The following is a 25,063-nucleotide window of genomic DNA, read 5'->3' on the forward strand; positions in this document are numbered from 1 at the left end:
GGGCCCTGGCACCCCCATTCGGTCCTTGAGCAGCCCCACACTATCGAACCTCTATTCGAATAGGCTGTTTCTGCGCCCAATAACCCTCGTTCGGGTGACCACGCCCAAGGATTGCTGGTCCTCGCCGAGGGGAGACACGTAGCGGGAGGCGGGCCCCACCGGGAAGGGGGTCCACGGGGAAAGACCCTGAGAGCTCGGGGCTCCGGGTCTTGGCGGGGGGACGTGGGGAGGCGGGGCCCCGGCTGCTCGCAGCGCCGGGGCCCTGGTCGTTGTCGTTCACGGAGTCTGGGGCGTTCACGGGGCCTGGGCCGTTCACGGGGGCCAGGGCGTTCACGAGGTCTGGAGCGTTCACGAGGTCTAGGGCGCTCACGGGGCCCTGACCCTGGTCGCTCACCGGGCCCTGGTCGCTCACCGGGCCCTGACCGCTCACAGGGCCGCCGCCGTAGGCACCGGCCGCCCCCGAGGGAACCGTAGGGGCGTCGAGAGTGGTTCCCGCGACTTCGGCTGTCACGGAGCCCCCGGAAGTCCTGGAAGCTCCGGAAGTCCTGGAAGCTCCGGAGCCCCCGGAAGCCCGGAAAGTTCCAGCAACCCCAGAGCCTCCCAACCCCGCAGACCCCCCGCAATCACCGCCCCCACCGAGCGCGTCGGCATCGCCGCTGCCGCGCCCGCCCTCGCGCCCACCCGGCGCAGGCGTCTCAGAGCCCCCGCAGGAACTCTCACAGGAATCTCCGCCCCCACCCCCACAACTTGCCGAAGTCGCCGTGCGCGCCCGCCTCGCCGTGCGCGTCCGCCTCGTCGGGGGCTCCGTTTTCGGGGGCGGCGTGTCGGGGTGGGCCGGGGGTCGCGGCGGACTGCTCCTCACCCGAGCCCCCTCCCCGACCCGGGGCCGCGGCGGCAGGCGTGGTCACGTCCTGTCCGTCGTCAGCCGTATCGCCCCAGGTCTCCGGCGCCACACGTCATGAGCCCGCTGTCCTCGCGCGCACGCTCGACGGGGCCCGTACGGCATCGCCGCGCGGCCCGCGGCCGCCTTCGCGTGCACGCTCAGCGCCAGCGTGACATGCCACCGGCCGCTCCGCTCGCGTTCCGGCAACTCCGTCCGTTGGTGCAGCGGTTGACCACTGCGCCGGGCCGCCCGTCGAGGCAGGTCAGCCCGTTGGCCAGGGGCGGGCGGAGGTCAGCGCTTGGCGACGAAAACGTGTGCGGCGATCTCGGATTCCAGTTCCGCCGCCTCGCCGCTGCTGCCGATGAGGACGCCCGAGGACGACTCGGTCACGCTGACCACGGCGCCCGGCTGCACACCGGCCCGCCGCAGCGTGTACATGAGCTGGGCGTCCGCCTGGATGGGCTCGCCGATCCGGCGCACCACGACCGTCTTGCCGTCCGCGCCGGCCTCCAGGTCCATCAGGCTCACCATGCCGGCGTCCAGGAACGGGTCGGCCTCGGCCTTCTCGCCCAGTTCCTCCAGGCCCGGGATCGGGTTGCCGTACGGCGACTCCGTCGGATGCCGCAGCAGTTCCACGACGCGGCGCTCGACCGCCTCGCTCATCACGTGCTCCCAGCGGCACGCCTCGGCGTGCACCTGCTCCCACTCCAGCCCGATGACGTCGACGAGCAGGCACTCGGCGAGCCGGTGCTTGCGCATGACGCGGGTCGCCAGCCGGCGGCCCTCCTCCGTCATCTCCAGGTGGCGGTCGCCCGCGACCGTGAGCAGGCCGTCCCGCTCCATGCGCGCCACGGTCTGGCTGACCGTCGGGCCGCTCTGTTCGAGCCGCTCGGCGATCCGGGCGCGCATCGGGACCACACCTTCCTCTTCCAGTTCGAGGATGGTGCGGAGATACATCTCCGTGGTGTCGATCAGTCCGGACATGCGTGCCCCTTGATGTGTCGTGCGGTGGCCCTGACCTCAATTCTGACGCATCCCACTGACAACGGTTCCGCGTCCGCTCCGGGCGGGCCCTCCCGATGCCCCGGTACGGCGGCGCCCGCCCTGCGGCGAGGCGGCGGCCGGGCGACGTCCCGGCGGCCGGAAGGTGTCCGTCCGGCCGCGGGCGGCGGCGTACACCGTATTGACAGGGCACTGGTCCAGACCGCAACGTGATCCGCGCCACGGCTGTCCCCGCCGGGACCACCGCCGGCCGTCCGGATCACGGACGGGCCCGGCGGAGACGGAAAAAGGACCGGTGAGGACTGACGGGGACCGGCGCGCGCTGCCGCCGGCCGGCTTGCGCTGCCGGACGCGTCAGAACGTAGGACAAATGTACGAGGACCAACGTACAAGACCGATGAGTACCGACGAGAGGGGCCCCGCGGCGATGGGCGAGAGCAACCGGTTGGCCGGGCAGTACTTCGACGCCGCGATCGGCCTGCTGCGCCGGGTGCGCGACGAGGAGGACGAACGGATCGGCGCCGCCGGGACGCTCATCGCCGACACCGTCGAGGCCGGCGGCCGGGTCTTCACCTTCGGTGCCGGGCACTCCTCCCTGCCCGCGCAGGACACCGTCTACCGGGCCGGCGGCCTCGCCGTCATGAACCTGCTGACCGTCCCGGGCGTGGTCGGCATCGACGTACGGCCCGCGACGCTCGGCAGCGCGCTGGAGCGGGTGGACGGTCTGGCCGGGGCCGTCCTGGACACCAGCCCCCTGGAGGAAGGTGACGTGCTGATCGTCATCTCGCTGTCCGGGCGTAACTCGCTGCCGGTGGAGATGGCCATGAACGCGCGGGCGCTGGGCCTCAAGGTCATCGGGCTGACGTCGGTGGCGTACGCGGAGGAGACCAAATCCCGCCATGTCTCCGGGACGCATCTCCGGGACCACTGCGACATCGTCCTGGACAGCAAGATTCCGGTCGGTGACGCGGAGTTGACGCTGCCGGGCATCGAGGCGCCGTTCGCCCCGGCCTCGACGGTCGTCACCAGCGCGATCATGCAGTCCGTCGTCGCGACGGCGGCGGGCGTGCTGGCCGACCGCGGCATCGACCCGCCGCTGCTGCGCAGCGGGAACGTGGACGGCGGCCACGAGTGGAACGGCCGGGTGATGCGGGAGTACGCGGACCGGATCTACTACCGGCAGTAGCGGACGGAAGGGCGGCGTCCGGTACGAGCACCGCCCGCCCTTCAGCCCACCCGCCTGCCGCCCCCTCAGTCCTCCGCCATCCGCCCCGCCAGGTCGAGGGCCGCCGCGATCCGGGAGGCGACGTCCTCCGCGTACGCCGCATCCGCGCGGTCGAAGGGGCGCCGCGAGGGGCCGCGCAGGAACGTCACCACCCCCAGCGTCCGCCCCCGGCTGCGCAGCACCACGCACAGGCCGTGCACGGTGCCGTCCGGCCACTTGCGGGCCGCGGCCCAGCCCTCCGCGATCGCCGGACCCGCGCCGGCGCGTACCGAGCCGCACCGTTGCAGCGCCTGCGCGGCCGGGTGGCCCGCTCCGTAGGCCACCGGAATCCCGGTGGGCGGTACGGCCTCGGAGGGGCCGGGCGCGCCCGCGGGTGAGGCGATGGCCCGTACGAGTGTGGGCGTGTCCCCGGGGGGAGCGCCCAGGCCGCCGTCGGCGCCCGTTTCGCCGCCGCTGCCCACCACATCGACCAGCCCGTGATCGGCGAACCCCGCCAGCGCGAAGTCGAGGTGGACCGCGGCCGCCTCCATCGGGTCCTCGCACTCCCCCGCGGCCCGGCCCGCCCGGTGCAGCTGCTGGGCGCGGAAGCGCAGCAGGGAGCCTTCCTGTTCCGTGCGTTTGGCGTCCGTGACGTCCTGGAAGAGCCATCCCACGCCGAGCGGTACGGGTTCCTCCGCCAGGGGCGAGGCCAGCCGGAGGAAGCCGCTGCGCCAGCACCGGCGGGTCGGTTCGGCCTCGTCGGACCGGAGCGTCACCCACAGTTCGGCGGCGGCGGGCGGGGTGCCTTCCGCGAGGACGTGCGTCAGGGCGCTCTCCAGCTCCTCCACGCCCTGGGTCAGCAGGTCGCCCAGCGGGCGCCCGAGCACGGCCGTACGGCCCATTCCCAGGGCGCGTGCGGCGTGCGCGTTGACGACCGCGGGCCGCAGGTCGGCGTCGACCAGCACCAGGCCCCAGGAGGCGTCCACGAAGAGCGCCTCGCTCAGGGCGATGGAGCGTTCCAGGTCGATCTGGGTGTGCACCTCGCTGAAGGCGCAGTACACGCCCGCCGCGCGGCCGTCGGGTCCGAGGACGGCGGAGGACTGGGTGCGTACCAGGACGCGCCGCCCGTCCTTCGTCAGCAGTGCGAACTCGTGCACCTGGCGCCCCGGTGACCGCGTCGCCGCCAGCAGGCGGGCCTCCACCTCGTCGGCGTCCTCCTTGCGGACCGCCCAGCCGGCCAGCCCGGGGCGGCCGACCGCCTCGTCCGCCGTCCAGCCGAGGATGCGTTCCGCCTCGCGGTTCCAGTGGGTGACCGAGCCGTCCGCGCCGAAGGCGCACAGCGCGGCGTCCATCCCGTCCAGCAGGGCGGCGAGCAGGCCGGAGTCGTCGTTGTCCGGCTGCGGGTCGGGGTCCGTGTCGCGGCAGTCGTCCGCGCGCGCGTCGTCCGGGGGCGGGCCGCCCCGGTCCGGGGCCCGGCCCGGTCCCCCGGGCGGTACGGACTCGAAGCGGCGCGACGAGGACGACGAGGAGGACGACGAAGACGAAGCAGCCACTGGCACCCCCTACGAACGCGGCCGCACGTGCTGCACGCCGGATCATTCAACTGGAACGTGACGCGGACCACACCCCATTCGGGGAAATCCCTGCAATCCCTGTCACGGGAAATTCGGTTGTGCGGCCGGCGGACCGGTTCCTAGGGTGTGAGGCACACGAGAAGGGAGGTGGTTCGGCAGATGATTTCGCACCGGACGCGTGAGGTGACTGCGGGCTAGCGGCCCGTCGTCGCACTCAGTGTGCAGCGCCGGACCAGCGCAGGAAACAGCTGCGCAGCCGGCCAATCCCAAGCAGTCACCCGACCCGCGGGCTGCCGGTTCGTCCGACCGGCCCCTTCGCGCCCTTGGCGCGGGGGAAGCAGCCCGCGGGTCGTTTGCGTTCGCGGGCCCGGGCGTGTCGCCGTACCCGCCGCTCCCCGGCTGCCGTACCCGCCGCCGCCCAGGTGCCGTACCGGGTGCCGTACCGGCCGCTCCTCAGGGCGCGAGCCGTACGACGGACCAGCCCTCCCCCGCACCCTCCCGCTCGTACCGCAGCCGGTCGTGCAGGCGGTTCTCCCGTCCCTGCCAGAACTCGACGGTCTGTGCGACGACGCGTACGCCGCCCCAGTGCGGCGGTGCCGGCACCTGCTCGCCCTCGGGGTAGCGGGCCGCCAGGTCGTCGTAGGCGCGCTCCAGTTCGGCGCGGGAGGCTACCGGGGTGGACTGGTCGCTGGCCCAGGCGCCGAGCTGGGAGCCGTGCGGGCGGGTGCGGAAGTACGCGGCGGTCTCGTCGCGGCCGATGCGGGTGGCGGTACCGGTCACGATGACCTGGCGGGCGAGCGGGTGCCAGGGGAAGAGCAGCGAGACATACGGATTCTCCGCCAGGTCACGGCCCTTGCGGCTGCCGTAGTTGGTGAAGAAGACGAAGCCGTGCTCGTCGAAGCGCTTGAGCAGTACGGTCCTTGAGCTGGGGCGGCCGGCGGCGTCGGCGGTCGAGACGACCATCGCGTTCGGCTCGTGCAGTCCGCTCGTGGCCGCTTCCTTGAACCAGCGCGCGAACTGGTCGTAGGGGCTGGGGGCGAGTTCTGCCTCGGCGAGTCCCTCGGCGCGGTACTGCGCCCGCATGGCGGAGGGATCGAGCGGGTCCGGGGTGGGCGTGTCGGCGGAGTGCACGGCCACATCTTGCAGCATGAGGGCTCGTTGGGGCAGCCGGGTGGCAGGGAAGTCTGCCCGTGGACGGCTTGCCGTAACCCTCCCGTAAGCGAATCACCCGGTGTGCCGGATGTCACGCTTCCCGGTACGTGCCGGACCGGCCAAAATCGTGCCGCGAGCCACTGTGGCGCACGGTCGGCGCGGGATATCGTGTCCGCCCTGAAGTGATCGAAGTGACGTGCTCCGGGCGGGACGCCACGGATGCCGGTCGGGTGACCAACGCCCGCGCGGGGCATGACGGGAGTGACCGGTACGGACCGCGAGCCGCAGGGACGGCCGCGTAACCGGACCCCGGCGCCCGGACCAGCCGTCCGCTGCCCGGAGCGGCCCCGCGGACCCGGCGGCGCACCGCGGCCGCCCGCCGCCCGGCCACCGTGCCGGACTCCGGACGGCGTCCACCGCACCGCCGGCCCGCACCGCCCGACCGACCAGCCCGACCCGACCAGCCTTACCCGACAGATCCCGCACGCACGGCATCTTGGTCATGAGCCGCATGTCGTCCCCATCTTGAGGAGCCGCCTGATGTCCGACTTCGTACCCGGACTCGAAGGAGTCGTCGCGTTCGAGACGGAGATCGCCGAACCGGACAAGGAAGGCGGCGCGCTGCGCTACCGCGGTGTCGACATCGAGGACCTGGTCGGCAAGGTCTCCTTCGGGAACGTGTGGGGACTGCTGGTCGACGGATCGTTCAATCCGGGGCTGCCGCCGGCCGAGCCGTTCCCGATCCCGGTCCACTCGGGTGACATCCGGGTGGACGTGCAGTCCGCGCTGGCCATGCTCGCGCCGGTGTGGGGCCTGAAGCCGCTGCTGGACACCGACGTGGAGACCGCCCGCGACGAGCTGGCGCGGGCGGCGGTCATGGCGCTGTCGTACGTCGCGCAGTCGGCGCGCGGGCAGGGCCTGCCGATGGTGCCGCAGAAGGAGATCGACAAGGCGGGCACCATCGTCGAGCGCTTCATGAAGCGGTGGCGCGGCGAGCCGGACCCCAAGCATGTCGCGGCGGTCGACGCGTACTGGACCTCGGCGGCCGAGCACGGCATGAACGCGTCCACGTTCACCGCGCGGGTGATCGCCTCGACCGGCGCCGACGTGGCGGCCGCGCTGTCCGGCGCGGTCGGCGCGATGTCCGGGCCGCTGCACGGCGGGGCGCCGTCCCGGGTCCTCGGCATGATCGAGGAGATCGAGCGGACGGGGGACGCGACGGCGTACGTGAAGCAGGCCCTGGACCGCGGCGAGCGGCTGATGGGCTTCGGCCACCGGGTGTACCGGGCCGAGGACCCGCGGGCCCGGGTGCTCCGCCGCACCGCCCGTGAGCTGGGCGCGCCGCGCTTCGAGATCGCGGAGGCGCTGGAGAAGGCGGCCCTGGAGGAGCTGCACAACCGCCGCCCGGACCGGGTCCTGGCGACGAATGTGGAGTTCTGGGCGGCGATCGTGCTGGACTTCGCGGAGGTCCCGGCGCACATGTTCACGTCGATGTTCACCTGTGCCCGTACGGCGGGCTGGAGCGCGCACATCCTGGAGCAGAAGCGCACGGGCCGCCTGGTCCGGCCGTCGGCCAAGTACGTGGGCCCGGGGCCGCGCGGGCCGGAGTCGGTGGAGGGTTACACGCTGCCCGCGTAGGGGGCCGGGCGCTCCTGGCGCTGTACGGCGTCCGCGGTGACCGGCGTGAAGAAGTTGACCAGGTTGCCGTCGGGGTCCCGGAAGAGCAGGGAGCGGTTGCCCCACGGCATGGTCGTCGGCTCCTGGACGAACTCGCAGCCGAGGGACTCCAGGCGCCGGTGCTCCGCGTCGACGTCGGTGACACGGAACTCGATGATCACCGTGTGGTTGGCGGCGGCTCGCGCGCTCCCCTCGCCGAACAGGGCCACCGTGCGGCTGCCGGCGATCGCCAGCGTGCAGGACGGCGTGCGGACTTCGGCGAATTCGGGGGTCGCCCAGGCCGCCGGTACGCCGGTGACGCGCTCGTAGAACCCGACGAGGCGGGCGACGTCGTCGGTGATCATGCGGATGGAGACGAAGTTCATGGTCCGGCTTCCTGGCAGAGGGGGAGGGAAAGGGCCCGGATCGACGGGCGTCGCCGGGCATCGCCCACGCTAGAACCAATACCGGACAGCTTCCGCCCGGTATACGCGTCAGACTTTCCGGCGTGACCACGACCACCTCCCGGGTGCTCGCCCTGCTGGAGATCCTGCAGGGCGGCGGCATCCGTACCGTTCCCGAGCTGGCCGCCCGCCTCGGCGTCGACGAGCGCACCGTCCGCCGCTACGTCGGCCATCTGCTGGACCTCGACATCCCCGTCGACGCGGTCCGGGGCCGCTACGGCGGTTACCGGCTCGCCCCCGGCTACCGGATGCCCCCGCTGATGCTCACCGACGAGGAGGCCCTGGCCGTGCTGCTCGGCCTGCTCGCGGGGCAGCGGGAGGGCCTGGTCACCACGTCCGCCGCGGCCGGTGAGAGTGCCGCGGCGAAACTGCGGCGGGTGCTGCCCGACGCCCTGCGGCACCGGCTGGACGCGCTGCTGGAGACGGCCGACTTCACCGCGCGGCCCGGGCCCGCCGCCCCGCCGGAAGCGGACGTGCTGCTGGAACTAGCCGGGGCGGTACGCCGGCAGCGGCCGGTGGCGATCACGTACACCGACCGGAACGGCCACGGCAGCGACCGCACCGTCCTGCCGTACGGTCTCGTGGCGCACTCCGGGCGGTGGTACCTGACCGCCGCCGGCCCGGACGGCGGAGAGGTGCGGATCTTCCGGCTGGACCGGATCACGTCGGTCGGTGTGCGGCCCGGTGCGTTCGCCGTCCCGGACGGGTTCGACCCGGCGGCCACGGTGCTGGACAAGCTCACCCGTACGCCGTGGACGCACGAGGTGTCGGTGCGCGTCCGGGGCAGTGCCGAGCACATCCGCGGCCACCTGCCCGCCGGGGTCGCCGCCTTGTCCGACGACGGGCCGGACAGGGTCCGCGTCCGCATCCGGGCCGAGCGGCTGGACTGGATCCCTCCCGTACTCGCCGCGCTGGACCGCCCGTTCGTCATCGAGCACCCCGCGGAGCTGCGGGGTCTCGTACGAGCGCTGGCCCGCCGCCTCGACGCGTACGCGGCTGCCGACGAGGAGCCCTCCTAGGCGGCAGGTCGACGGCTTGCTCAGGCGTGCAGGGGACGGCTCCCGGTGCCGGCCGGTGCACAATCAATCGATCAGACGGTCGATTGATCGAGTCACCGGACATCGGGCGATCGGCCGAGAACGGGAGTGCGGTGTGAACGGGGCCGGGGGGCAGGACGGATCGTCCGTGTCCGATGAGGAGTGGGAGCGGTTCCTGCGGGAATCGGTGACGGGTGCGGCCGGGGCTCCCGTGGAGCCGTCGGCGCGCGCCCGTGAGGTGGAACGGCGGCTGCGGGAGTCCTCCGGGCGGCCGGAGGGCTGGCGTACGTACTCGCCGGCCAAGCCCCGGCGCCGGACAGGCTGGTACGTGGCCGGGCTGGCGGCCGTGGCCCTCCTGGCCGTGGCACTCTTCCCGCAGCAGATCGTCGGCTGGTTCGGCGGCAGTGACGGCAGGCCGGACGGAACGCCGTTGGCCGCCGAGTCCCAGAGCCCGCGGGAGGCGCCCGGCGCCGAGCCGGGGCTGCGCCCGACCCTCGCCGAACCGTTCCGGGGCTCGCCCGCCGCCCGCTGGGCCGACGGGGCGGCCGGGATCACGGTGCCGCAGGCCAAGGCGACCGGCTGGATGGACACCGCCCAGGTCGAGCAGGCCCTGCGGCAGAGCCGGGACTTCCTGGTGGCCGCGGGGCTCGATGCCCGCGTGCTGCGCGGCGAGCGGCCCACGAAGGCGATCGCGCTGCTGAACCCGCGCCAGAACGACGTCCAGGAATACCTGCGCGCCGCCCTGTCGTCGACGGCGCCCACCGGCGCGACCGACCCGCTGCTGCTGTTCAGCCGCTTCCGGCCGGAGCAGGCCCGGCTGGTCGGTGACGTGGTCAAGACGCGCGGCCGGCTCACGTACCGGGAAGGGAAGCGGGGGGCGGTCGAGGTGGCGGCGGACGTCACCTTCGTGTATCCGGTCACCCCGGCGGGCGACGGCGGGCCGGACGCCGAGGTGGTCCGTACGATCGTGCGGCGCGAGGTGGTGATGAGCTGGGACGACCCGTCCAAGGTCAGCACCGAACCGGGCACGCTGTCCCTCGTCTCGTACGCGCTCGACATGACCAACGGCGGCTGCGCCGCCCCGACCGGCTACTTCGCGCCGCCCTTCGGCACGGCCGGTGAGCAGCGCACCGACCGGGCCCGCCAGGTCGATCCGTACGACCGCAGCAAGCCGATCGACCGGAGCAACGGCACGACGGCCACAGGCACCGACTGCGCGACCGCCACCCGCTCCTAGCTCCTAGGGGGCGCCCGATGGGCAGGACCGGAGCCCGCTACCCCTCCCCCTCCCCGTTCAGCACCGTGTCCAGGATGCGCGCCCACTGGGTCACCACGCGGGCGCGGCGGGGTTCGTCGTCGGTGAGGAGGGTGGCGAGGCCGAGGCCGCGGGACATGTCGAGGAGGCCCTGCACGGTCTCGCGGACGCCGGGGACCGACTCGTCGGCGCCCAGGAGGGCGACCGCCGTACGGTGTGCCTCGCGGCCGACGCGGGCCTCCAGGGCGGTGACGCGGTCCCGTAGCTGCTCCTCGTCGGAGGCGGCCACCCACAGGTGCAGGGCGGCGCGGAAGAGGGGGCCCGTGTAGAGGTTGACGATCTCCTCGACGACGATGCGGGTGCGGGCGGCGGAGCCGGTGGGCGGCAGGGCGTGGGCGACGGCCTTGAGCGCGCCCTGGCGCTTCTCGGCGACATGCTCGACGGCCGCCGTGAACAGGTCTTCGCGGGTGCGGAAGTGGTGCTGGGCGGCTCCTCGCGAGACGCCCGCGCGTTCCGCGACGACGGAGACCGTGCTGCCGCTCCAGCCGCGTTCGGCGAGGCAGGAGACGGCCGCTTCCAGGAGGGCGCGGCGGGTGGCGCGGCTGCGTTCCTGCTGCGGTTCCTTGGGGCTGCGCGCGGGGGTCACCGTACCCATGACGGCTCCCTGCGCTGGAGGAAGGCGGTCATGCCCTCCCGGGCTTCGTCGGAGGCGAAGAGGCGGGCGGAGGTATCGGCGAGGGCGGCCGTGTCGCGGTCGAAGGTGCGCAGTACCTCGGCGTTGACCAGGGCTTTGGAGGCCGCGAGGCCCTGGGGGGAGCCCTTGCGGAGGCCGGCGAGGAGCGGTTCGAGGGCGGTGCCGGGGTCGTCGGCGGCCAGCGTCACCAGGCCGGTACGGGCCGCTTCGGCGGCGTCGAAGCGCTCGCCGGTGAGGTAGTAACGGGCGGCGGCGCGCGGGTCCATGCGGGGCAGCAGCGGCATGGAGATGACGGCGGGGGCGAGGCCGAGGCGGGCCTCGGTGAAGGCGAAGGTGGCACCGGGGCCCGCCACGGACAGGTCGCAGGCGCCGAGGAGGCCGAGGCCGCCGGCCCGTACATGGCCGGTGACCTCGGCGACGACGGGCTTGGGGAGTTCGATGACGGCGCGCAGGAGGCGGACGAGGCCGAGGGGGCCGGAGACGGGCGTGCCGCCCTCGTCCGCGGCTTCGGTCGCCTCCGCCAGGTCGGCCCCCGCGCAGAACGTCGTCCCGGTGTGCGTGAGCAGCACGGCCCGCGTGGCGTCATCGGCGGCGGCGGCCGCCAGCGCCTCGTGGAGTTCGGCCACCAGGCGCCGGGAGAGGGCGTTGCGGTTGTGCGGGGAATCCAGGGTGAGGATGGTGACGCCCCGCTCGTGGGCGTGCCGTACCAGCGGGGCGTCCGACGGGGAGTCCGGTGTGGCATCCGGGGTGGCGTCCGGTGTGGCGTCGGTCATGAGTCCGTGGAACTCCTTTCCCTGGCGCGCAGTTCGCGCCGCAGGATCTTGCCGGTGGCGGCGCGTGGCACGGCGTCCGTGAACTCCACCCGCCGCACTTTCTTGTACGGGGCGACCTGCCCGGCAACGTACGTGATGACGTCGTCCTCGGTGAGCCGGGCCCCCTGCTCGCCGCGCTGCCGTACGACGTACGCCTTGGGGATCTCGGTGCCGTCCGGGTCGGTGACGCCGATCACCGCGGCGTCCGCGATGCCCTCGTGGGTGAGCAGCACCGCTTCGAGGTCGGCCGGCGCGACCTGGTAACCCTTGTATTTGATCAGTTCCTTGACGCGGTCCACGACGTGCAGCCAGCCGTCGGCGTCCACCTGCCCGATGTCGCCGGTGTGCAGCCAGCCGTCGGCGTCGATCATCGCGTCGGTCTCCGCGGGCCGCCCGAGGTAGCCCTTCATGACCTGCGGGCCGCGGATGAGGATCTCGCCGCTCTCGCCGGTGCCGAGGTCCTTGTCGGCGTCGGTGGAGCGGATGCGCATCTCGGTGCCGGGCAGGAGTTTGCCGACCGTGCCGGGCGGCGGGTGCTCGGCGCCGAGGGGCACGGCGTGGGTGCCGGGCGAGAGTTCGGTCATGCCGTATGCCTGCATGACGGGCGGGATGCCGAGGCGGCGGGCGCAGGCGGCGGCGAGCCGGGCGTCCAGCGGGGCGGCCGCGCTGACGACGTAGTCGAGCGAGGACAGGTCGTACTGGGTGACGGACGGGTGCTTGGCGAGGGCCAAGACGATGGGCGGGGCCACGTACACCGCGTTGACCCGGTACTTCTCGATGGTGCGCAGGAAGCTTTCGAGATCGAAGCGGGGCAGCACGACGACGGTGGAGCCGTTGCTCAGCGGGGCGTTCATCAGGGCGGTCAGCCCGTAGATGTGGAAGAACGGCAGCACCGCCAGGACGCGGTCGCCGGGGCCGCTGCTGATCAGCCTGTCGAGCTGGACGAGGTTGGTGGCGATGGAGCGGTGGGTGAGCATGACGCCCTTGGGCGCGCCGGTGGTGCCGGAAGAGTACGGCAGCACGGCAACGTCCTGGGCGGGGTCGATGCGGACCGCGGGTTCGGGCGCGGTGGAGGCGATCATGTCGCGGATGGAGCGGTGTCCCACGGCGCCGTCGCAGACGAACACCTCGGTGATGCCGCCCGCCTGTTCGGCGGCGCTGCGGGCCGTCTCCAGCAGCGGGGAGACGGTGACGATCCAGTTGGCGCCGGAGTCGCGCAGCTGCCGGGCGAACTCGCCGGAGGTGGCGAGGGGGTGGACGGTGGTCACGGCGGCGCCGCAGCGGGACGCGGCGTAGAAGACGGCCGGATAGCCGATGGTGTTGGGGCTGTGCAGGGCGAGCACGTCACCGGGCCGGACACCGGCGTCGGCCAGCGCGGCGGCGATCCGCCGGGTGGCGCCGTCGAGTTCGGCGTAACTGAGCGTGGTGCCGTCCTGGCCGTCGATCAGGGCGGGCAGCGCGGCGTGCTCGGTGGCCGACCGGCCCAGCACGGCTTCGTGGATCGGCAGGTCAACGGGCGCGACATCGGCGTACTGACTGTGAAAGACCATGGCCATCCCCTCAGCAGCGGCGCTCGTCGGGGCCGGTGCGGGCCGCGGGCGGGCGCCTGTCCGTGTGCGTGCAGCATCGCGGTTACCGGTGCGGTTGTCAGTACGGCGACCGCGATGCCGCGCGCGGCCGGTCAGTAGGACTTCGGCAGTCCGAGGCTCTGGTGGGAGACGAAGTTGAGGATCATCTCCCGGCTGACGGGGGCGATCCGTGCGACGCGGGCCGCGGTGATCAGGGCGGCGAGGCCGTACTCGTGGGTCAGACCGTTGCCGCCGAGGGTGTGCACCGCCTGGTCCACGGCCTTGACGGCCGCTTCGGCGGCCGCGTACTTGGCCATGTTGGCGGCCTCGCCCGCGCCCATGTCGTCGCCCGCGTCGTACAGGTGGGCGGCCTTCTGCATCATCAGGCGGGCCAGTTCCAGTTCGATGTGGACCTGGGCGAGGGGGTGGGCGACGGCCTGGTGGGCGCCGATGGGCTCCTTCCAGACCTGCCGGGTACGGGCGTAGTCAACGGCCCGCTCGACCGCGTAACGGCCCATGCCGAGGGCGAAGGCGGCGGTCATGATGCGCTCGGGGTTGAGCCCGGCGAACAGCTGGAGCAGCCCGGCATCCTCTTCGCCGACGAGCGCGTCCACAGGCAGCCGTACATCGTCCAGCGTCAGCTCGAACTGCTTCTCCGGAGCGGCCAGCTCCATGGAGATCTGGCTGCGCCCGAAGCCCGGGGTGTCGCGCGGGACGATGAACAGACACGGCTTGAGCTTGCCGGTACGGGCGTCCTCGGTACGGCCGACGATCAGCGTGGCCTCCGCGATGTCCACGCCCGAGATGAAGACCTTGCGCCCGTTGAGGACCCACTCGCCGGTGGCCGGGTCGCGGCGGGCGGTGGTGGTGATGCGGTGCGAGTTGGAGCCGGCGTCCGGCTCGGTGATGCCGAAGGCCATCTTGCGGGAGCCGTCGGCGAGGCCGGGCAGCCAGGCCTGTTTCTGGTCCTCGGTGCCGAAGCGGGCGATGACGGTGCCGCAGATGGCAGGTGAGACGACGAGCATGAGCAGCGGGCAGCCGGCCGCGCCCAGCTCTTCGAGCACTATGGAGAGTTCGGCGATGCCGCCGCCCCCGCCGCCGTACTCCTCGGGCAGGTTGACGCCCAGGTAGCCGAGCTTGGCGGCCTCGGCCCACAGCTCGTCGGTGTGCCTGCCCTCGGCGACGACACGGGCGAAGTACTCGCGTCCGTAGCGCTTGCCGAGCGCGGCGACGGACGCGCGGAGGGCGCGGTGTTCGTCGGTTTCGATCACGGGGGTGCTCACGGAGGTGCTCACGGGGACTCCTTCGAGGGGGAGGACGTCACTCGGGGTGCAGACCGTCGGAGCCGCTGCCTCATGCGGTGACTGCCTCATGCGGTCACGACGGCCAGCGGCGTGCCGACCTCGACCTGCTGACCGGCCTTGACGTGCAGGGCGGTCAGCGTGCCGGAGGCGGGTGCGGTGATCTTGTGTTCCATCTTCATCGCCTCCAGCCAGAGCAGCGGGGCTCCGGCCTCGACGCGGTCGCCCTCGGCCAGGCCGTCCGCGACGCGGACGACGGTGCCGGGCATGGGGGCGAGCAGCGAGCCGGGTTCGGTGCGCGCGTCGGGGTCGGGGAAGCGGGGCAGGGCGGTGAGGGTACGGGAGCCGGCGGCGGAGTCGACGTACACCCGGTCGCCGTGGCGGGCGACGGTGAACGCGCGCCGTACACCGTCCACTTCCAGCACGACGTCGCCGGGCGCGGCCGACAGCAGCCGTACGCCGGGGAAGTCCTCGGCGTGCAGGCCGTCGCGGCCGACGCGGTAGCGGATCTCGTGCTCGGTGCCGCCGCAGCCGTACGTCTTGGTCTGCGGCTGCGACGGTACGTTGCGGAAGCCGCCGAAGCGGGACCGGCCGTGTGCGTCGGCGAGGGCGGCGGCCAGCGCGCACAGGCCGGTGGCCGTCGCGTCGGGAGCCGTCGTGAGGGCGTCGAGATTGCGGCCGTAGAAGCCGGTGTCCAGGCCCGTCGCAGTGGCGAACTCCGGGTGGCGCAGGGACCGTACGAGCAGGTCGCGGTTGGTGACCGGACCGTGTACGCGGGCCCGCTCCAGCGCTCCCGCCAGCTTGCGTACGGCCTCGGAGCGGCTCGGCGCCCAGGCGATGACCTTGGCGAGCATCGGGTCGTAGTGGACGCCGATGACCGTGCCGTCCGCCACACCGGAGTCGAGACGGACCCCGCCGGGCACGGAGAGGTGGTGCAGCGTGCCGGTCTGCGGCTGCCAGTCCGCGGCCGGGTCCTCCGCGTACAGCCGCGCCTCGACGGCGTGACCGCGCGGCGCGGGCGGCTCGTCCGGCAGCGCTTCCCCCTCGGCCACCCGCACTTGCAGAGCGACCAGATCAACGCCGTACACGGCCTCGGTGACCGGGTGCTCGACCTGGAGGCGGGTGTTCATCTCCAGGAAGTGGGCGTGACCGGTGGCGGAGACGAGGAATTCGACGGTGCCCGCGCCGCGGTAGCCGATGGTGCGGGCGGCGTCGGCGGCGGCCGTGTGCAGGGTGGCGCGCAGCTCGTCGGAGAGCCCGGGAGCGGGGGCCTCCTCGATCACCTTCTGGTGGCGGCGCTGAAGCGAACAGTCGCGGGTGCCGAGCGTCCACACAGACCCGTGCGCGTCGGCGAGGACCTGCACCTCGACATGCCGCCCGCCGACGACGTACGGCTCGGCGAACACCTCGCCGTCCCCGAAGGCCGCCGCGGCCTCGGCCCGCGCCGCCGCCAGCTGACCGGGGAGATCTTCAAGCCTCCGTACGACGCGCATGCCGCGCCCCCCGCCGCCCGACGCCGCCTTCACCAGCAGCGGCAGATCGGCTTCGGTGGCCCGCTCCGGATCGACCGGGGCGAGCAGCGGCACTCCGGCCGCGCCCATCAGTTCCTTGGCCCGCGTCTTGGAGGCCATCGCCTCGATGGCGGCGGGCGGCGGCCCGATCCAGGTCAGGCCCGCGTCGGCGACGGCGGCGGCGAACCCGGCGTTCTCGGAGAGGAAGCCGTAGCCCGGGTGGACGGCATCGGCACCGGCGGCGTGAGCGGCCTTCACGATCAGGTCGCCGCGCAGGTAGGTGTCGGCGGGCGCGTTGCCCGGGAGGCGTACGGCAGCGTCGGCCTCGCGGACGTGCGGCGCGTCGGCGTCCGCGTCGGAATACACGGCCACCGTGGCGATGCCCAGCTCCCGGCAGGTGCGGAAGATGCGGCGGGCGATCTCGCCACGGTTGGCGACGAGGAGGGAAGAGATCACTGGTTCTCACATCCGGAAGACGCCGAAGCCGCCGCGCGCGCCCTCGACGGGGGCGGTGTGCAGGGCCGACAGGCACAGGCCGAGGACGGTTCGGGTGTCGCGCGGGTCGATGACGCCGTCGTCGTACAGCCGCCCGGACAGGAACATCGGCAGCGACTCGGACTCGATCTGCTGCTCGACCATGGCGCGCAGCCCGGCGTCGGCCTCGTCGTCGTACGGCTGCCCCTTGGCGGCGGCGGAAGCGCGCGCCACGATCGACAGCACCCCGGCCAGCTGCTGCGGACCCATCACGGCGGACTTGGCGCTGGGCCAGGCGAACAGGAAGCGCGGGTCGTAGGCGCGGCCGCACATGCCGTAATGCCCGGCGCCGTACGAAGCGCCCATCAAGACCGACAGGTGCGGGACCTTCGAATTGGACACCGCGTTGATCATCTGCGCGCCGTGCTTGATGATGCCGCCCTGCTCGTACTCCTTGCCGACCATGTAGCCGGTGGTGTTGTGCAGGAAGACCAGCGGGATGTCGCGCTGGTTGGCGAGCTGGATGAACTGGGCGGCCTTCTGCGACTCCGCGCTGAACAGCACGCCCTGCGCGTTGGCGAGGATGCCGACCGGGTAGCCGTGCAGCCGGGCCCACCCGGTCGTGAGCGAGGGCCCGTACAGCGGCTTGAACTCGTCGAAGTCCGAGCCGTCCACGATGCGGGCGATGACCTCGCGCGGGTCGAAGGGCGCCTTGAGGTCGCCGGAGACGATGCCCAGCAGCTCGTCCTCGTCGTACGTGGGCGGCGCGGCCGGACCCGGATCTCCGTGTACCTTCTGCCAGTTCAGCCGGGCCACGACGCGGCGAGCCTGCCGCAGCGCGTCCGGCTCGTCCAGCGCGAAGTGATCGGCGAGTCCGGACGTACGGGCGTGCATCTCGGCGCCGCCCAGCGACTCGTCGTCGCTCTCCTCGCCGGTGGCCATCTTGACCAGCGGCGGCCCGCCGAGGAAGACCTTCGCCCGCTCCCTGACCATGATCACGTGGTCGGACATGCCGGGGATGTACGCGCCGCCGGCGGTCGAGTTGCCGAACACCACGGCGACGGTGGGGATACCGGCGGCCGACAGCCGGGTGATGTCCCTGAACAGCGCGCCGCCCGGAATGAAGATCTCCTTCTGGCTGGGCAGGTCCGCGCCGCCGGACTCGACGAGGGAGACGACGGGCAGCCGGTTGGCGAAGGCGATCTCGTTGGCGCGCAGGGCCTTCTTCAGCGTCCAGGGGTTGCTGGCCCCACCCCGTACGGTCGGGTCGTTGGCCGTGACCAAACACTCCACGCCCTCGATGACGCCGATGCCGGTGACCAGGGACGCGCCCACCGGATAGTCGCTGCCCCAGGCGGCCAGCGGCGACAGTTCGAGGAACGGCGTGTCCGGGTCGAGGAGCAGCTCGATGCGCTCGCGGGCGAGCAGCTTGCCGCGTGTGCGGTGCCGCTCGACGTACTTCGCGCCGCCCCCGCCGATCGCCTTGGCGTGTTCCGCGTCGATCTCCGCCAGCTTGGCGAGCATCGTCTCGCGGTTGGCCGCGTACTCGGGCCCTGTCGGGTCCAGCCGGCTGCCGAGCACGGTCACAGCAACACCTCCGGTATGTCCAGGTGACGGGCGCGCAGCCACTCCCCCACGGCCTTGGCCTGCGGGTCGAAGCGGGCCTGCGAGGCGACGCCCGCACCGAGCAGGCCGTCGATCACGAAGTTCAGGGAGTGCAGACGGGGCAGGACGTGGCGGGTGACGGGCAGGTCCACGGCCTCCGGAAGCAGCTCGCGCAGCCGCTCGGCGGTCAGCTCGTGCGCCAGCCAGCGCCACGCCGCGTCCGTACGGGCCCACACGCCGACGTTCGCCGAGCCGCCCTTGTCACCGCTGCGGGCACCGGCCACCAGCCCCAGGGGCGCGCGGCGCAACCGCCCGTCGTGCGCGAGCGGTTCGGGGAGGACGGGCTCGGACAGCGGCACCACCTCACGGGTCCCCGCGGCCGGCGGCACCTCCGCGCGACTGCCATCCGAGAGCACGGCGATGTGTGCCACATCCGCCGCATCCACGAACTCCGCCTCGAAGACCCCGTACGGCTCCCCCTTGCCCGGCGGCGCCGTCACGTGGAACCCGGGCACGCTCCCGAGCGCCAGCTCGACCGCCGCCCCGCTGACCACCCGGCCCACCGCGTCCTGGTCGGCGTCCCGCACCACCAGTCGCAGCAGCGCGCTCGCCTCCTCCTGAACAGCGGCATCCGCGTGATCGGTCCGGGCCAGCGACCACTCCACGCTGGCCGGGCGGCGCTCGGCCGCGTCGAAAGCGGCCTCCATCTGGTCCCGTACGAGCACGGCCTTGGCCTCGATGTCCAGCCCGGTCAGCACGAACGTGACCGCGTTGCGCCAGCCGCCGAGACGGGTCAGGCCGACCTTCAGCGTCGGCGGCGGCGCCTCGCCGCGCACCCCGTCGATCCGCACCCGGTCCGGGCCGTCCTGCGTCAGCCGTACGGTGTCCAGCCGTGCCGTCACGTCCGGCCCCGGATACCGCGCGCCCGCCGTCTCGTACAGCAACTGGGCCGTGACGGTGCCGACGGTCACCGCGCCGCCCGTGCCCGGATGCTTGGTGATCACCGAGGAGCCGTCGGCGGCGATCTCGGCGAGCGGGAAGCCGGGGCGGCGCAGGCCGTGGGCGGCGGGGAAGTCACGGTCGGCGAAGAAGGAATAGTTGCCGCCGGTGGCCTGCGTACCGCACTCCAGGACATGCCCCGCGACGACCGCGCCCGCCAGCTGGTCGTGATCGTCCGACGTCCAGCCGAAGTGGGCCGCCGCCGCCCCGCTGACCAGCGCGGCGTCCGTGACCCGGCCGGTCACGACCACGTCGGCGCCGGCCCGCAGGCACGCGGCGATGCCTCCGCCGCCCAGGTAGGCGTTGGCGGTCAGCACGCCCGCACGCCCGCCGTACCGGGCCATCAGGTCGTCACCCTCCACATGCGCCACCCGCACCGCCACGCCGGCCCGCTCCGCCACCTCCCGTACGGCGTCGGCCAGCCCGGCCGGATTGAGCCCCCCGGCATTGGTGACGATCCGCACCCCACGCTCGACGGCCAGTCCCAGGCACTTCTCCACCTGTCGCAGAAACGTCTTCGCATAGCCGCGCGTGGGGTCCTTGAGCCGGTCGCGGCCCAGGATGAGCATGGTCAACTCGGCGAGGTAATCGCCGGTCAGCACGTCGAGCGGACCGCCGGTGAGCATCTCGCGTACGGCGTCGAAACGGTCACCGTAGAACCCGGAAGCATTGCCGACCCGCAGCACGCCCCCCTCGCCGGTCACCGGGAGCCCTCCCGGCCCCCACTCCCGCCCGGCTCACGGCCCTTGCCCGGCGGACCCGCGAACGCCTGGGCGATGCTGAGCCAGCGGTCCGCGTCCACCCCTTCGGCCCGTACATCCACGTCATCGCGGTGGGCGCGCTGCGTCACCAGCAGACAGAACCCGAGGGCGTCACCGGTGACCCGCTGCGCCGCGTCCTCCGGCCCGTACGCCCAGGTGCCACCGCCGGGGGCGCGCAGCTCAACCCTGAACTCTTCCTCCGGAGCAGGCAGCCCATTGGCCGCGTACGCGAAATTCCGTGCCCGCACACCGATGCGAGCCACATGCCGCAGCCGGGCGGTCGGCTCGCGCGTCACACCGAGCGCGTCGGCGATGTCCTGCCCGTGCGCCCAGGTCTCCATCAGCCGCCCGGTCGCCACCGAGGCAACGCTCATCGGCGGCCCGTACCACGGCAGTTTCTCCCCAGCGGGCCGCGCGGCGAGCACGTCCTGCAACTCGGCCCGCCCTTCCCGCCAGCGCGCGAGCAGTTGGGCAGGGGGCGCCTGGGCCTCCTCCTCCGCACCCTCATCAACGAACGTCGCAGGCGAGGCGAGAGCCCTTTGCACCGCCTCCTGGAAGGCAACAGGGTCCGTCGCGGACAACAGTGCCTGCCGATCGGTCCAGGCCAGATGCCCGACCTGATGAGCAACGGTCCACCCCTCGGCCGGCGTCGGCAACGCCCACCCCTCCGCCTCCAGCCCACCGACCAGCGCGTCGAGCGCGTCCCCTTCGTCCCTCAGATCCGCCAGCACGGCATCGGCGTCGGACACGCGGCACTCCCCTCGTCAGCCATCTGCCGTACGGGCAGGGCACGTTGACTCATGCGGTGCGGGTTGCGGGTCCGAGCGTGACAGGACGGACAGAAACAATCAAGCACGCCTGCATGATTTTCTGGGCGGGGTGGTCCAGGGTGCGCGCGGGCCGGCCTACTGGGCGGCGTCCATCCAAGGCACGAGCAACGCCCCGGTTATCCCAGAGGAGCCGGGGCGTTGGGTCTTCCAAGGCAGAACGGAGTCCTCAGGAGCCGAACACTCCGTCCTTGACAGCGTGGAGGAACTCAGCGAACGAAGGAGAGGTGAACCGGAGCTCGGGCCCGTCGGCCTGCTTGGAGTCACGACGGGCAGTCACGACGGGCACGACACCCAAGAACAAGCTCAGTTGTTCCCGGCCCCGCCCGTACTCCGTACCGCCCCCACACTCGCCAGCACCACCAGCCCGATCGCCGCGATCTCCGCCCAGCCCAGTGCCTGGTGCAGGACCAGGAAGCCGGCCAGGGCCCCCGCGGCGGGCTCCAGGCTCATCATGACGGCGAAGCCGGAGGCGGGGAGTTTGCGCAGGGCGAGGAGTTCGAGGGTGTACGGCGTGACCGAGGACAGCAGGGCGACGGCGGCGCCCAGGCCGATGGTGGCCGGGTCCAGCAGGGCCGTGCCGGCGGTGGTGATGCCGAGTGGGAGGCTCAGTACGGCTGCCACCGACATGGCCAGGGCCAGGCCGTCCGCTTGGGGGAATCGCTGGCCGGTGCGGGAGGACAGGAGGATGTACGCGGCCCACAGGGCGCCTGCCGCGAGTGCGAGGCCGGCGCCGAGCGGGTCCAGGCCGTCGAAGCCCTCCCGGCCGAGCAGGGCCACGCCGCCCAGTGCGAGTGCCGCCCAGAGCAGGCTCAGCGCGCGCCGTGAGGTGACCACCGACAGGATCAGCGGGCCCATGAACTCCAGTGTGACGGCGGCGCCCAGGGGGATGCGGTCGATCGCCTCGTAGAAGAGGGAGTTCATGGCGACCAGGGCGACGCCGAAGGCGAGGATGGTGGCCCAGTCGCCGCGGGTGTAGCCGCGCGTCCTCGGGCGGCAGACGATCATCAGGACGAGTGCGGCGACGACCAGGCGGAGGGTGACCACGCCGAGCGCGCCGGCCCGCGGGAAGAGCAGCACCGCGACCGAGGCGCCGAACTGCAGCGAGATGATGCCGCCGATGACCAGCGCGACGGACGTCAGGCGCCCGCTCGCCGCCGCGTTCCGCTCGGCGGCGCGGACCTCGGGGGAGGCCGGGACCGCCCCGGGGGCCGGGACCGGTTCCGGCACCGGGGGTATGGGCGGCAGGCTGCTGGGCTCGTGGCGCGACTCGTTCACACGCCCACGCTACGGCCCGCCTCCCCCGCCGGGGAATGTGATGTTCACCTGGCGTTATGCCGTGCGGGCAGAAGATACGGAATGCGACATTCCGCTGTTTCAGTCCCGCTGTCGCAGCGCCTCGGCCAGCACCTCCGCCAGGTGCCGGGCCCGCCGGTCGGTGAGCTGGCCGATCTGGGTGCGGCAGGAGAAGCCGTCCGCGAGGATTTCGGTGCCGGGCGCGGCTTCCCGTACGGATGGCAGGAGCTGTTCTTCGGCGCAGGCCACGGATACGTCGTAGTGGCCGCGCTCGAATCCGAAGTTTCCGGCCAGGCCGCAGCAGCCGCCGCTCAGCCCGCCGTCCAGTCCGGCGCGCGCCCGCAGGCGCTGTTCGGCCGCTTCGCCGAGTACGGCGTGCTGGTGGCAGTGGGTCTGGCCGACGGCGGGACGGTCGATGCGCGGCGGCTCCCAGGTGGGGGCCCGGTCCTCCAGGGTCTGGGCGAAGGTGCGCACGGACGCGGCCAGCCGGGCGGCGCGCGGGTCGTCGGAGAGGAGTTCGGGGAGGTCGGTGCGGAGGGCCGCCGCGCAGCTCGGTTCGAGGACGGTGAGCGGGGTGCCGTCCGCGAGCAGCGGGTCGAGGGCGTCGACCGTACGGCGCATGACCGTGCGCGCCTGGTCGAGCTGGCCGGTCGAGACCCAGGTCAGGCCGCAGCAGAGGGGACGACCGCGGCGCCCGGCGGGAGGCAGCCGCACGGAGAGCCCGGCGGTCTCCAGAACGTGGACGGCGGCGCGGCCGACTTCGGGGGCGAGGTAGTTGGTGAAGGTGTCCGGCCACAGGAGGGCGGTCGGGCCCGCGGGCGCCGACTGGGGCGCTGTCCGCTTCGCCCACCACCGTGTGAAGGGTTCGGAGGCGAGCTCCGGAATCGTCCGCTGTGGTGCGATGCCGCCGAGGCGTTTGCCCACAGCCGCCACCGGTGTCCGGGCCAGGGCGTTGAGCAACGGCGCGACGGGAGCCACCGCGCGCAGCCAGCGCGGCAGGCGGCCCATCGAGTAGTGCGCGGCGGGCCGCAGCCGCCCGGCGTAGTGGTGGTGCAGGAACTCGGCCTTGTACGTGGCCATGTCCACGCCCACCGGGCAGTCGCTGCGGCAGCCCTTGCAGGACAGGCACAGGTCCAGCGCGTCCCGTACCTCCTCGGAACGCCAGCCGTCGGTGATCACTTCCCCGGCCAGCATCTCGTGCAGCAGCCGGGCGCGGCCCCGGGTGGAGTGCCGTTCCTCGCCGGTGGCGCGGTACGACGGGCACATGACGGCCGAGGGGGTGGGGGCGGTGGCGCGGCACTTGGCGACGCCCACGCAGCGGCGTACGGCTGCCGAGAAGTCGCCGCTGTCGTGCGGGTAGCCGAACTCCACGTCCACCGGGCGTTTCGGCAGCGGCGCGAAGCGCAGGTTGTCGTCCATCCGGTGCGGGCGGACGAGCATGCCGGGGTTCAGACCGCCCGCCGGGTCCCACAGGTCCTTGAAGCGTTCGAAGAGGCCGACCAGCTCGGTGCCGTACATCTTGGGCAGCAGTTCGGCGCGCGCCTGCCCGTCGCCGTGCTCCCCTGAGAGCGAGCCGCCGTGCGCGACGACCAGGTCGCCCAGGTCACCGGAGAACTCCCGGAAGCGGCGGATGCCGGGGGCGGTCAGCAGGTCGAAGTCGATACGGACGTGGATGCAGCCGTCGCCGAAGTGCCCGTACGGCGTGCCGCGCAGGCCGTACTGGGCCAGCAGGGCACGGAAGTCGCGCAGGTAGGCGCCGAGGCGCTGCGGCGGCACGGCGCAGTCCTCCCAGCCGGGCCACGCCTCCGAGCCGTCCGGCATCCGGGTCGCGGTGCCGGACGCGTCCTCGCGCACCCGCCACAGGGCGCGCTGCCGCGCCGGGTCGGTGACGACCGTGTGGCCGGTCGTCGCCGCGCCCGCGCCCCGGCACAGCTCCTCGGCGCGCGCCAGCGCCTCGCCGGGCTCGTCGCCGCCCATCTCGACGAACAGCCAGGCACCGCCCTTGGGCAGGCCCGCCGCGCTGCCCACCAGGTCGGCCGCCATGCCCTCGACGGTCAGTGGTGAGTACGGGAGCAGGGTGTGCGCCGCCTCGGCCGCCGCGCTCTCGTCCTCGTAACCGAGCACCGCCAGCACCTTGGCGGCGGGTGGCCTGACCAGCGCGACGGTGGCCTCGGTCAGCACGCCGAGGGTGCCCTCGCTGCCGGTGAGCGCCCGCGCCAGGTCGGTGCCCTCCTCGGGGAGGAGGGCGTCCAGCGCGTAACCGGAGATGCGGCGTGGGAGGTCGGGGTAGCCGGTGCGGAGCAGGGCCAAGTCGCCGTCGATGAGCGTTCGTACGCCGTCCCGCAGCCGCTGCGGGAGCGCGTCCAGGGCCGCCATGCCGCGTCCGGCGCGCAGCCGCTCTCCCCCGTACGTCAGCACCTCCAGCTCGCGCACGCTGTCGGCGGTGGTGCCCCACGCCACCGAGTGCGAGCCGCAGGAGTTGTTGCCGATCATGCCGCCGAGGGTGCAGCGGCTGTGCGTGGACGGGTCGGGGCCGAAGGTCAGGCCGTGCGCGCCGGCCGCCGCCCGCAGGTCGTCGAGGAGCACGCCGGGCTGGATGACCGCCGTGGCGGACCCGGGGTCCAGTTCCTTGATCCGCCGCAGGTGCCGGGTGAAGTCCAGCACCACGCCGACGCCGGTGGCCTGCCCGGCGATGCTCGTCCCGCCGCCACGCGGCACCACCGGCACGCCGCGCTCGCGGCACACCCGCAGGGCGGCGGCGACGTCCTCCGCGTCCCGCGGCGCGACCACGGCCCGTGGCACGCGGCGGTAGTTGGAGGCGTCCATCGTCATGAGCGCGCGGTCCCCGGCGGCGAGGGAGACCTCTCCGCGCACGGCGTCCGCCAACTCCCGGGCCAGGTCCCGCGTTCCGTCGCCCGGTGCCCCGCCGTCCGGCGTCCCGCCCTGTGTGCTGTTCCGCGTCCCGCGTGTCTCCGTACGATCAGCCAT

General features: G+C 73.2%; 18 protein-coding genes. 4 read left to right on the forward strand and 14 right to left on the reverse strand.

Annotated features, from left to right (window positions below):
- Positions 1-1,174 precede the first annotated feature (1,174 nt).
- Positions 1,175-1,867, reverse strand: coding sequence for a metal-dependent transcriptional regulator (locus ACZ53K_RS08390; protein ID WP_468832978.1), 693 nt, complete (start codon positions 1,865-1,867; stop codon positions 1,175-1,177).
- A gap of 445 nt (positions 1,868-2,312) precedes the next feature.
- Between ACZ53K_RS08390 and ACZ53K_RS08395 the strand changes: the two genes are divergently transcribed.
- Positions 2,313-3,071, forward strand: a complete 759-nt coding sequence (locus tag ACZ53K_RS08395; RefSeq protein WP_468833376.1) for an SIS domain-containing protein — start codon at positions 2,313-2,315, stop codon at positions 3,069-3,071.
- A gap of 65 nt (positions 3,072-3,136) precedes the next feature.
- On the opposite strand, the gene ACZ53K_RS08400 is transcribed toward ACZ53K_RS08395, so the two are convergent.
- Both ACZ53K_RS08400 and pdxH read right to left on the reverse strand, forming a co-directional pair.
- The gene (locus ACZ53K_RS08400; protein ID WP_468833378.1) at positions 3,137-4,441 is read right to left on the reverse strand and encodes a PAS domain-containing protein; all 1,305 of its coding nucleotides are present in this window, start codon (positions 4,439-4,441) and stop codon (positions 3,137-3,139) included.
- A gap of 675 nt (positions 4,442-5,116) precedes the next feature.
- Positions 5,117-5,812, reverse strand: a complete 696-nt coding sequence (gene pdxH / locus ACZ53K_RS08405) for a pyridoxamine 5'-phosphate oxidase (protein WP_468832979.1) — start codon at positions 5,810-5,812, stop codon at positions 5,117-5,119.
- Between the two features lie 543 nt (positions 5,813-6,355).
- On the opposite strand from pdxH, the gene ACZ53K_RS08410 reads away from it, so the two are divergent.
- Positions 6,356-7,453, forward strand: a complete 1,098-nt coding sequence (locus tag ACZ53K_RS08410) for a citrate synthase 2 (protein ID WP_468832981.1) — start codon at positions 6,356-6,358, stop codon at positions 7,451-7,453.
- Here ACZ53K_RS08410 and ACZ53K_RS08415 read toward each other — a convergent pair.
- Positions 7,435-7,857 carry a VOC family protein gene (locus tag ACZ53K_RS08415; protein ID WP_468832982.1) on the reverse strand — a complete coding sequence of 141 codons (423 nt, stop codon included), beginning with the start codon at positions 7,855-7,857 and terminating at the stop codon, positions 7,435-7,437. The two genes, ACZ53K_RS08410 and ACZ53K_RS08415, sit on opposite strands and share 19 nt — an antisense overlap.
- Before the next feature lie 122 nt (positions 7,858-7,979).
- Here ACZ53K_RS08415 and ACZ53K_RS08420 point away from each other — a divergent pair, with 122 nt between their 5' ends.
- Both ACZ53K_RS08420 and ACZ53K_RS08425 read left to right on the forward strand, forming a co-directional pair.
- The gene (locus tag ACZ53K_RS08420) at positions 7,980-8,954 is read left to right on the forward strand and encodes a helix-turn-helix transcriptional regulator (protein ID WP_468832983.1); all 975 of its coding nucleotides are present in this window, start codon (positions 7,980-7,982) and stop codon (positions 8,952-8,954) included.
- Between the two features lie 166 nt (positions 8,955-9,120).
- A complete protein-coding gene (locus ACZ53K_RS08425) occupies positions 9,121-10,209 on the forward strand; it encodes a hypothetical protein (RefSeq protein ID WP_468832985.1) in 1,089 nt (362 codons plus the stop codon).
- Positions 10,210-10,246: 37 nt separating this feature from the next.
- Here ACZ53K_RS08425 and ACZ53K_RS08430 read toward each other — a convergent pair whose 3' ends face one another.
- The 10 genes from ACZ53K_RS08430 to ACZ53K_RS08475 form a co-directional block, all read right to left on the reverse strand.
- Positions 10,247-10,882, reverse strand: coding sequence for a TetR/AcrR family transcriptional regulator (locus ACZ53K_RS08430; RefSeq protein WP_468832986.1), 636 nt, complete (start codon positions 10,880-10,882; stop codon positions 10,247-10,249).
- A complete protein-coding gene (locus tag ACZ53K_RS08435; RefSeq protein WP_468832987.1) occupies positions 10,870-11,694 on the reverse strand; it encodes an enoyl-CoA hydratase family protein in 825 nt (274 codons plus the stop codon). The genes ACZ53K_RS08430 and ACZ53K_RS08435 overlap by 13 nt, the downstream gene beginning before the upstream one ends.
- Entirely contained in the window at positions 11,691-13,283 is a 1,593-nt protein-coding gene (locus tag ACZ53K_RS08440) for an AMP-binding protein (protein ID WP_468832989.1), read from the reverse strand. Before ACZ53K_RS08440 ends, ACZ53K_RS08435 begins: the two co-directional genes overlap by 4 nt.
- Before the next feature lie 131 nt (positions 13,284-13,414).
- The gene (locus tag ACZ53K_RS08445; RefSeq protein ID WP_468833381.1) at positions 13,415-14,584 is read right to left on the reverse strand and encodes an acyl-CoA dehydrogenase family protein; all 1,170 of its coding nucleotides are present in this window, start codon (positions 14,582-14,584) and stop codon (positions 13,415-13,417) included.
- A gap of 86 nt (positions 14,585-14,670) precedes the next feature.
- Complete coding sequence (locus ACZ53K_RS08450; RefSeq protein WP_468832990.1) at positions 14,671-16,569, reverse strand: acetyl/propionyl/methylcrotonyl-CoA carboxylase subunit alpha; 1,899 nt, start codon at positions 16,567-16,569, stop codon at positions 14,671-14,673.
- A 6-nt stretch (positions 16,570-16,575) separates the two neighbouring features.
- Positions 16,576-18,174 (reverse strand): acyl-CoA carboxylase subunit beta, encoded by a 1,599-nt coding sequence (locus ACZ53K_RS08455; RefSeq protein WP_468832991.1) that lies wholly within the window; start codon positions 18,172-18,174, stop codon positions 16,576-16,578.
- The gene (locus ACZ53K_RS08460) at positions 18,171-19,895 is read right to left on the reverse strand and encodes an acyclic terpene utilization AtuA family protein (protein WP_468832993.1); all 1,725 of its coding nucleotides are present in this window, start codon (positions 19,893-19,895) and stop codon (positions 18,171-18,173) included. Before ACZ53K_RS08460 ends, ACZ53K_RS08455 begins: the two co-directional genes overlap by 4 nt.
- On the reverse strand, positions 19,892-20,701 hold the full coding sequence (locus tag ACZ53K_RS08465) for a TIGR03084 family metal-binding protein (protein WP_468832994.1): 810 nt from the start codon (positions 20,699-20,701) through the stop codon (positions 19,892-19,894). The genes ACZ53K_RS08460 and ACZ53K_RS08465 overlap by 4 nt, the downstream gene beginning before the upstream one ends.
- Before the next feature lie 384 nt (positions 20,702-21,085).
- Positions 21,086-22,057, reverse strand: coding sequence for an EamA family transporter (locus ACZ53K_RS08470; RefSeq protein WP_468832995.1), 972 nt, complete (start codon positions 22,055-22,057; stop codon positions 21,086-21,088).
- Positions 22,058-22,156: 99 nt separating this feature from the next.
- On the reverse strand, positions 22,157-25,063 hold the full coding sequence (locus ACZ53K_RS08475) for an FAD-binding and (Fe-S)-binding domain-containing protein (RefSeq protein ID WP_468832996.1): 2,907 nt from the start codon (positions 25,061-25,063) through the stop codon (positions 22,157-22,159).

This window comes from Streptomyces sp. NPDC033221 (assembly GCF_055577005.1).

Bases quoted from the DNA above. Each gene is read 5' to 3' on its own strand.
- ACZ53K_RS08390 (WP_468832978.1), bottom strand. From the start codon at position 1,867: ATGTCCGGACTGATCGACACCACGGAGATGTATCTCCGCACCATCCTC.
- ACZ53K_RS08395 (WP_468833376.1), top strand. From the start codon at position 2,313: ATGGGCGAGAGCAACCGGTTGGCCGGGCAGTACTTCGACGCCGCGATC.
- ACZ53K_RS08400 (WP_468833378.1), bottom strand. From the start codon at position 4,441: ATGGACGCCGCGCTGTGCGCCTTCGGCGCGGACGGCTCGGTCACCCAC.
- pdxH (WP_468832979.1), bottom strand. From the start codon at position 5,812: ATGCTGCAAGATGTGGCCGTGCACTCCGCCGACACGCCCACCCCGGAC.
- ACZ53K_RS08410 (WP_468832981.1), top strand. From the start codon at position 6,356: ATGTCCGACTTCGTACCCGGACTCGAAGGAGTCGTCGCGTTCGAGACG.
- ACZ53K_RS08415 (WP_468832982.1), bottom strand. From the start codon at position 7,857: ATGAACTTCGTCTCCATCCGCATGATCACCGACGACGTCGCCCGCCTC.
- ACZ53K_RS08430 (WP_468832986.1), bottom strand. From the start codon at position 10,882: ATGGGTACGGTGACCCCCGCGCGCAGCCCCAAGGAACCGCAGCAGGAA.
- ACZ53K_RS08435 (WP_468832987.1), bottom strand. From the start codon at position 11,694: ATGACCGACGCCACACCGGACGCCACCCCGGATGCCACACCGGACTCC.
- ACZ53K_RS08440 (WP_468832989.1), bottom strand. From the start codon at position 13,283: ATGGTCTTTCACAGTCAGTACGCCGATGTCGCGCCCGTTGACCTGCCG.
- ACZ53K_RS08475 (WP_468832996.1), bottom strand. From the start codon at position 25,063: ATGGCTGATCGTACGGAGACACGCGGGACGCGGAACAGCACACAGGGC.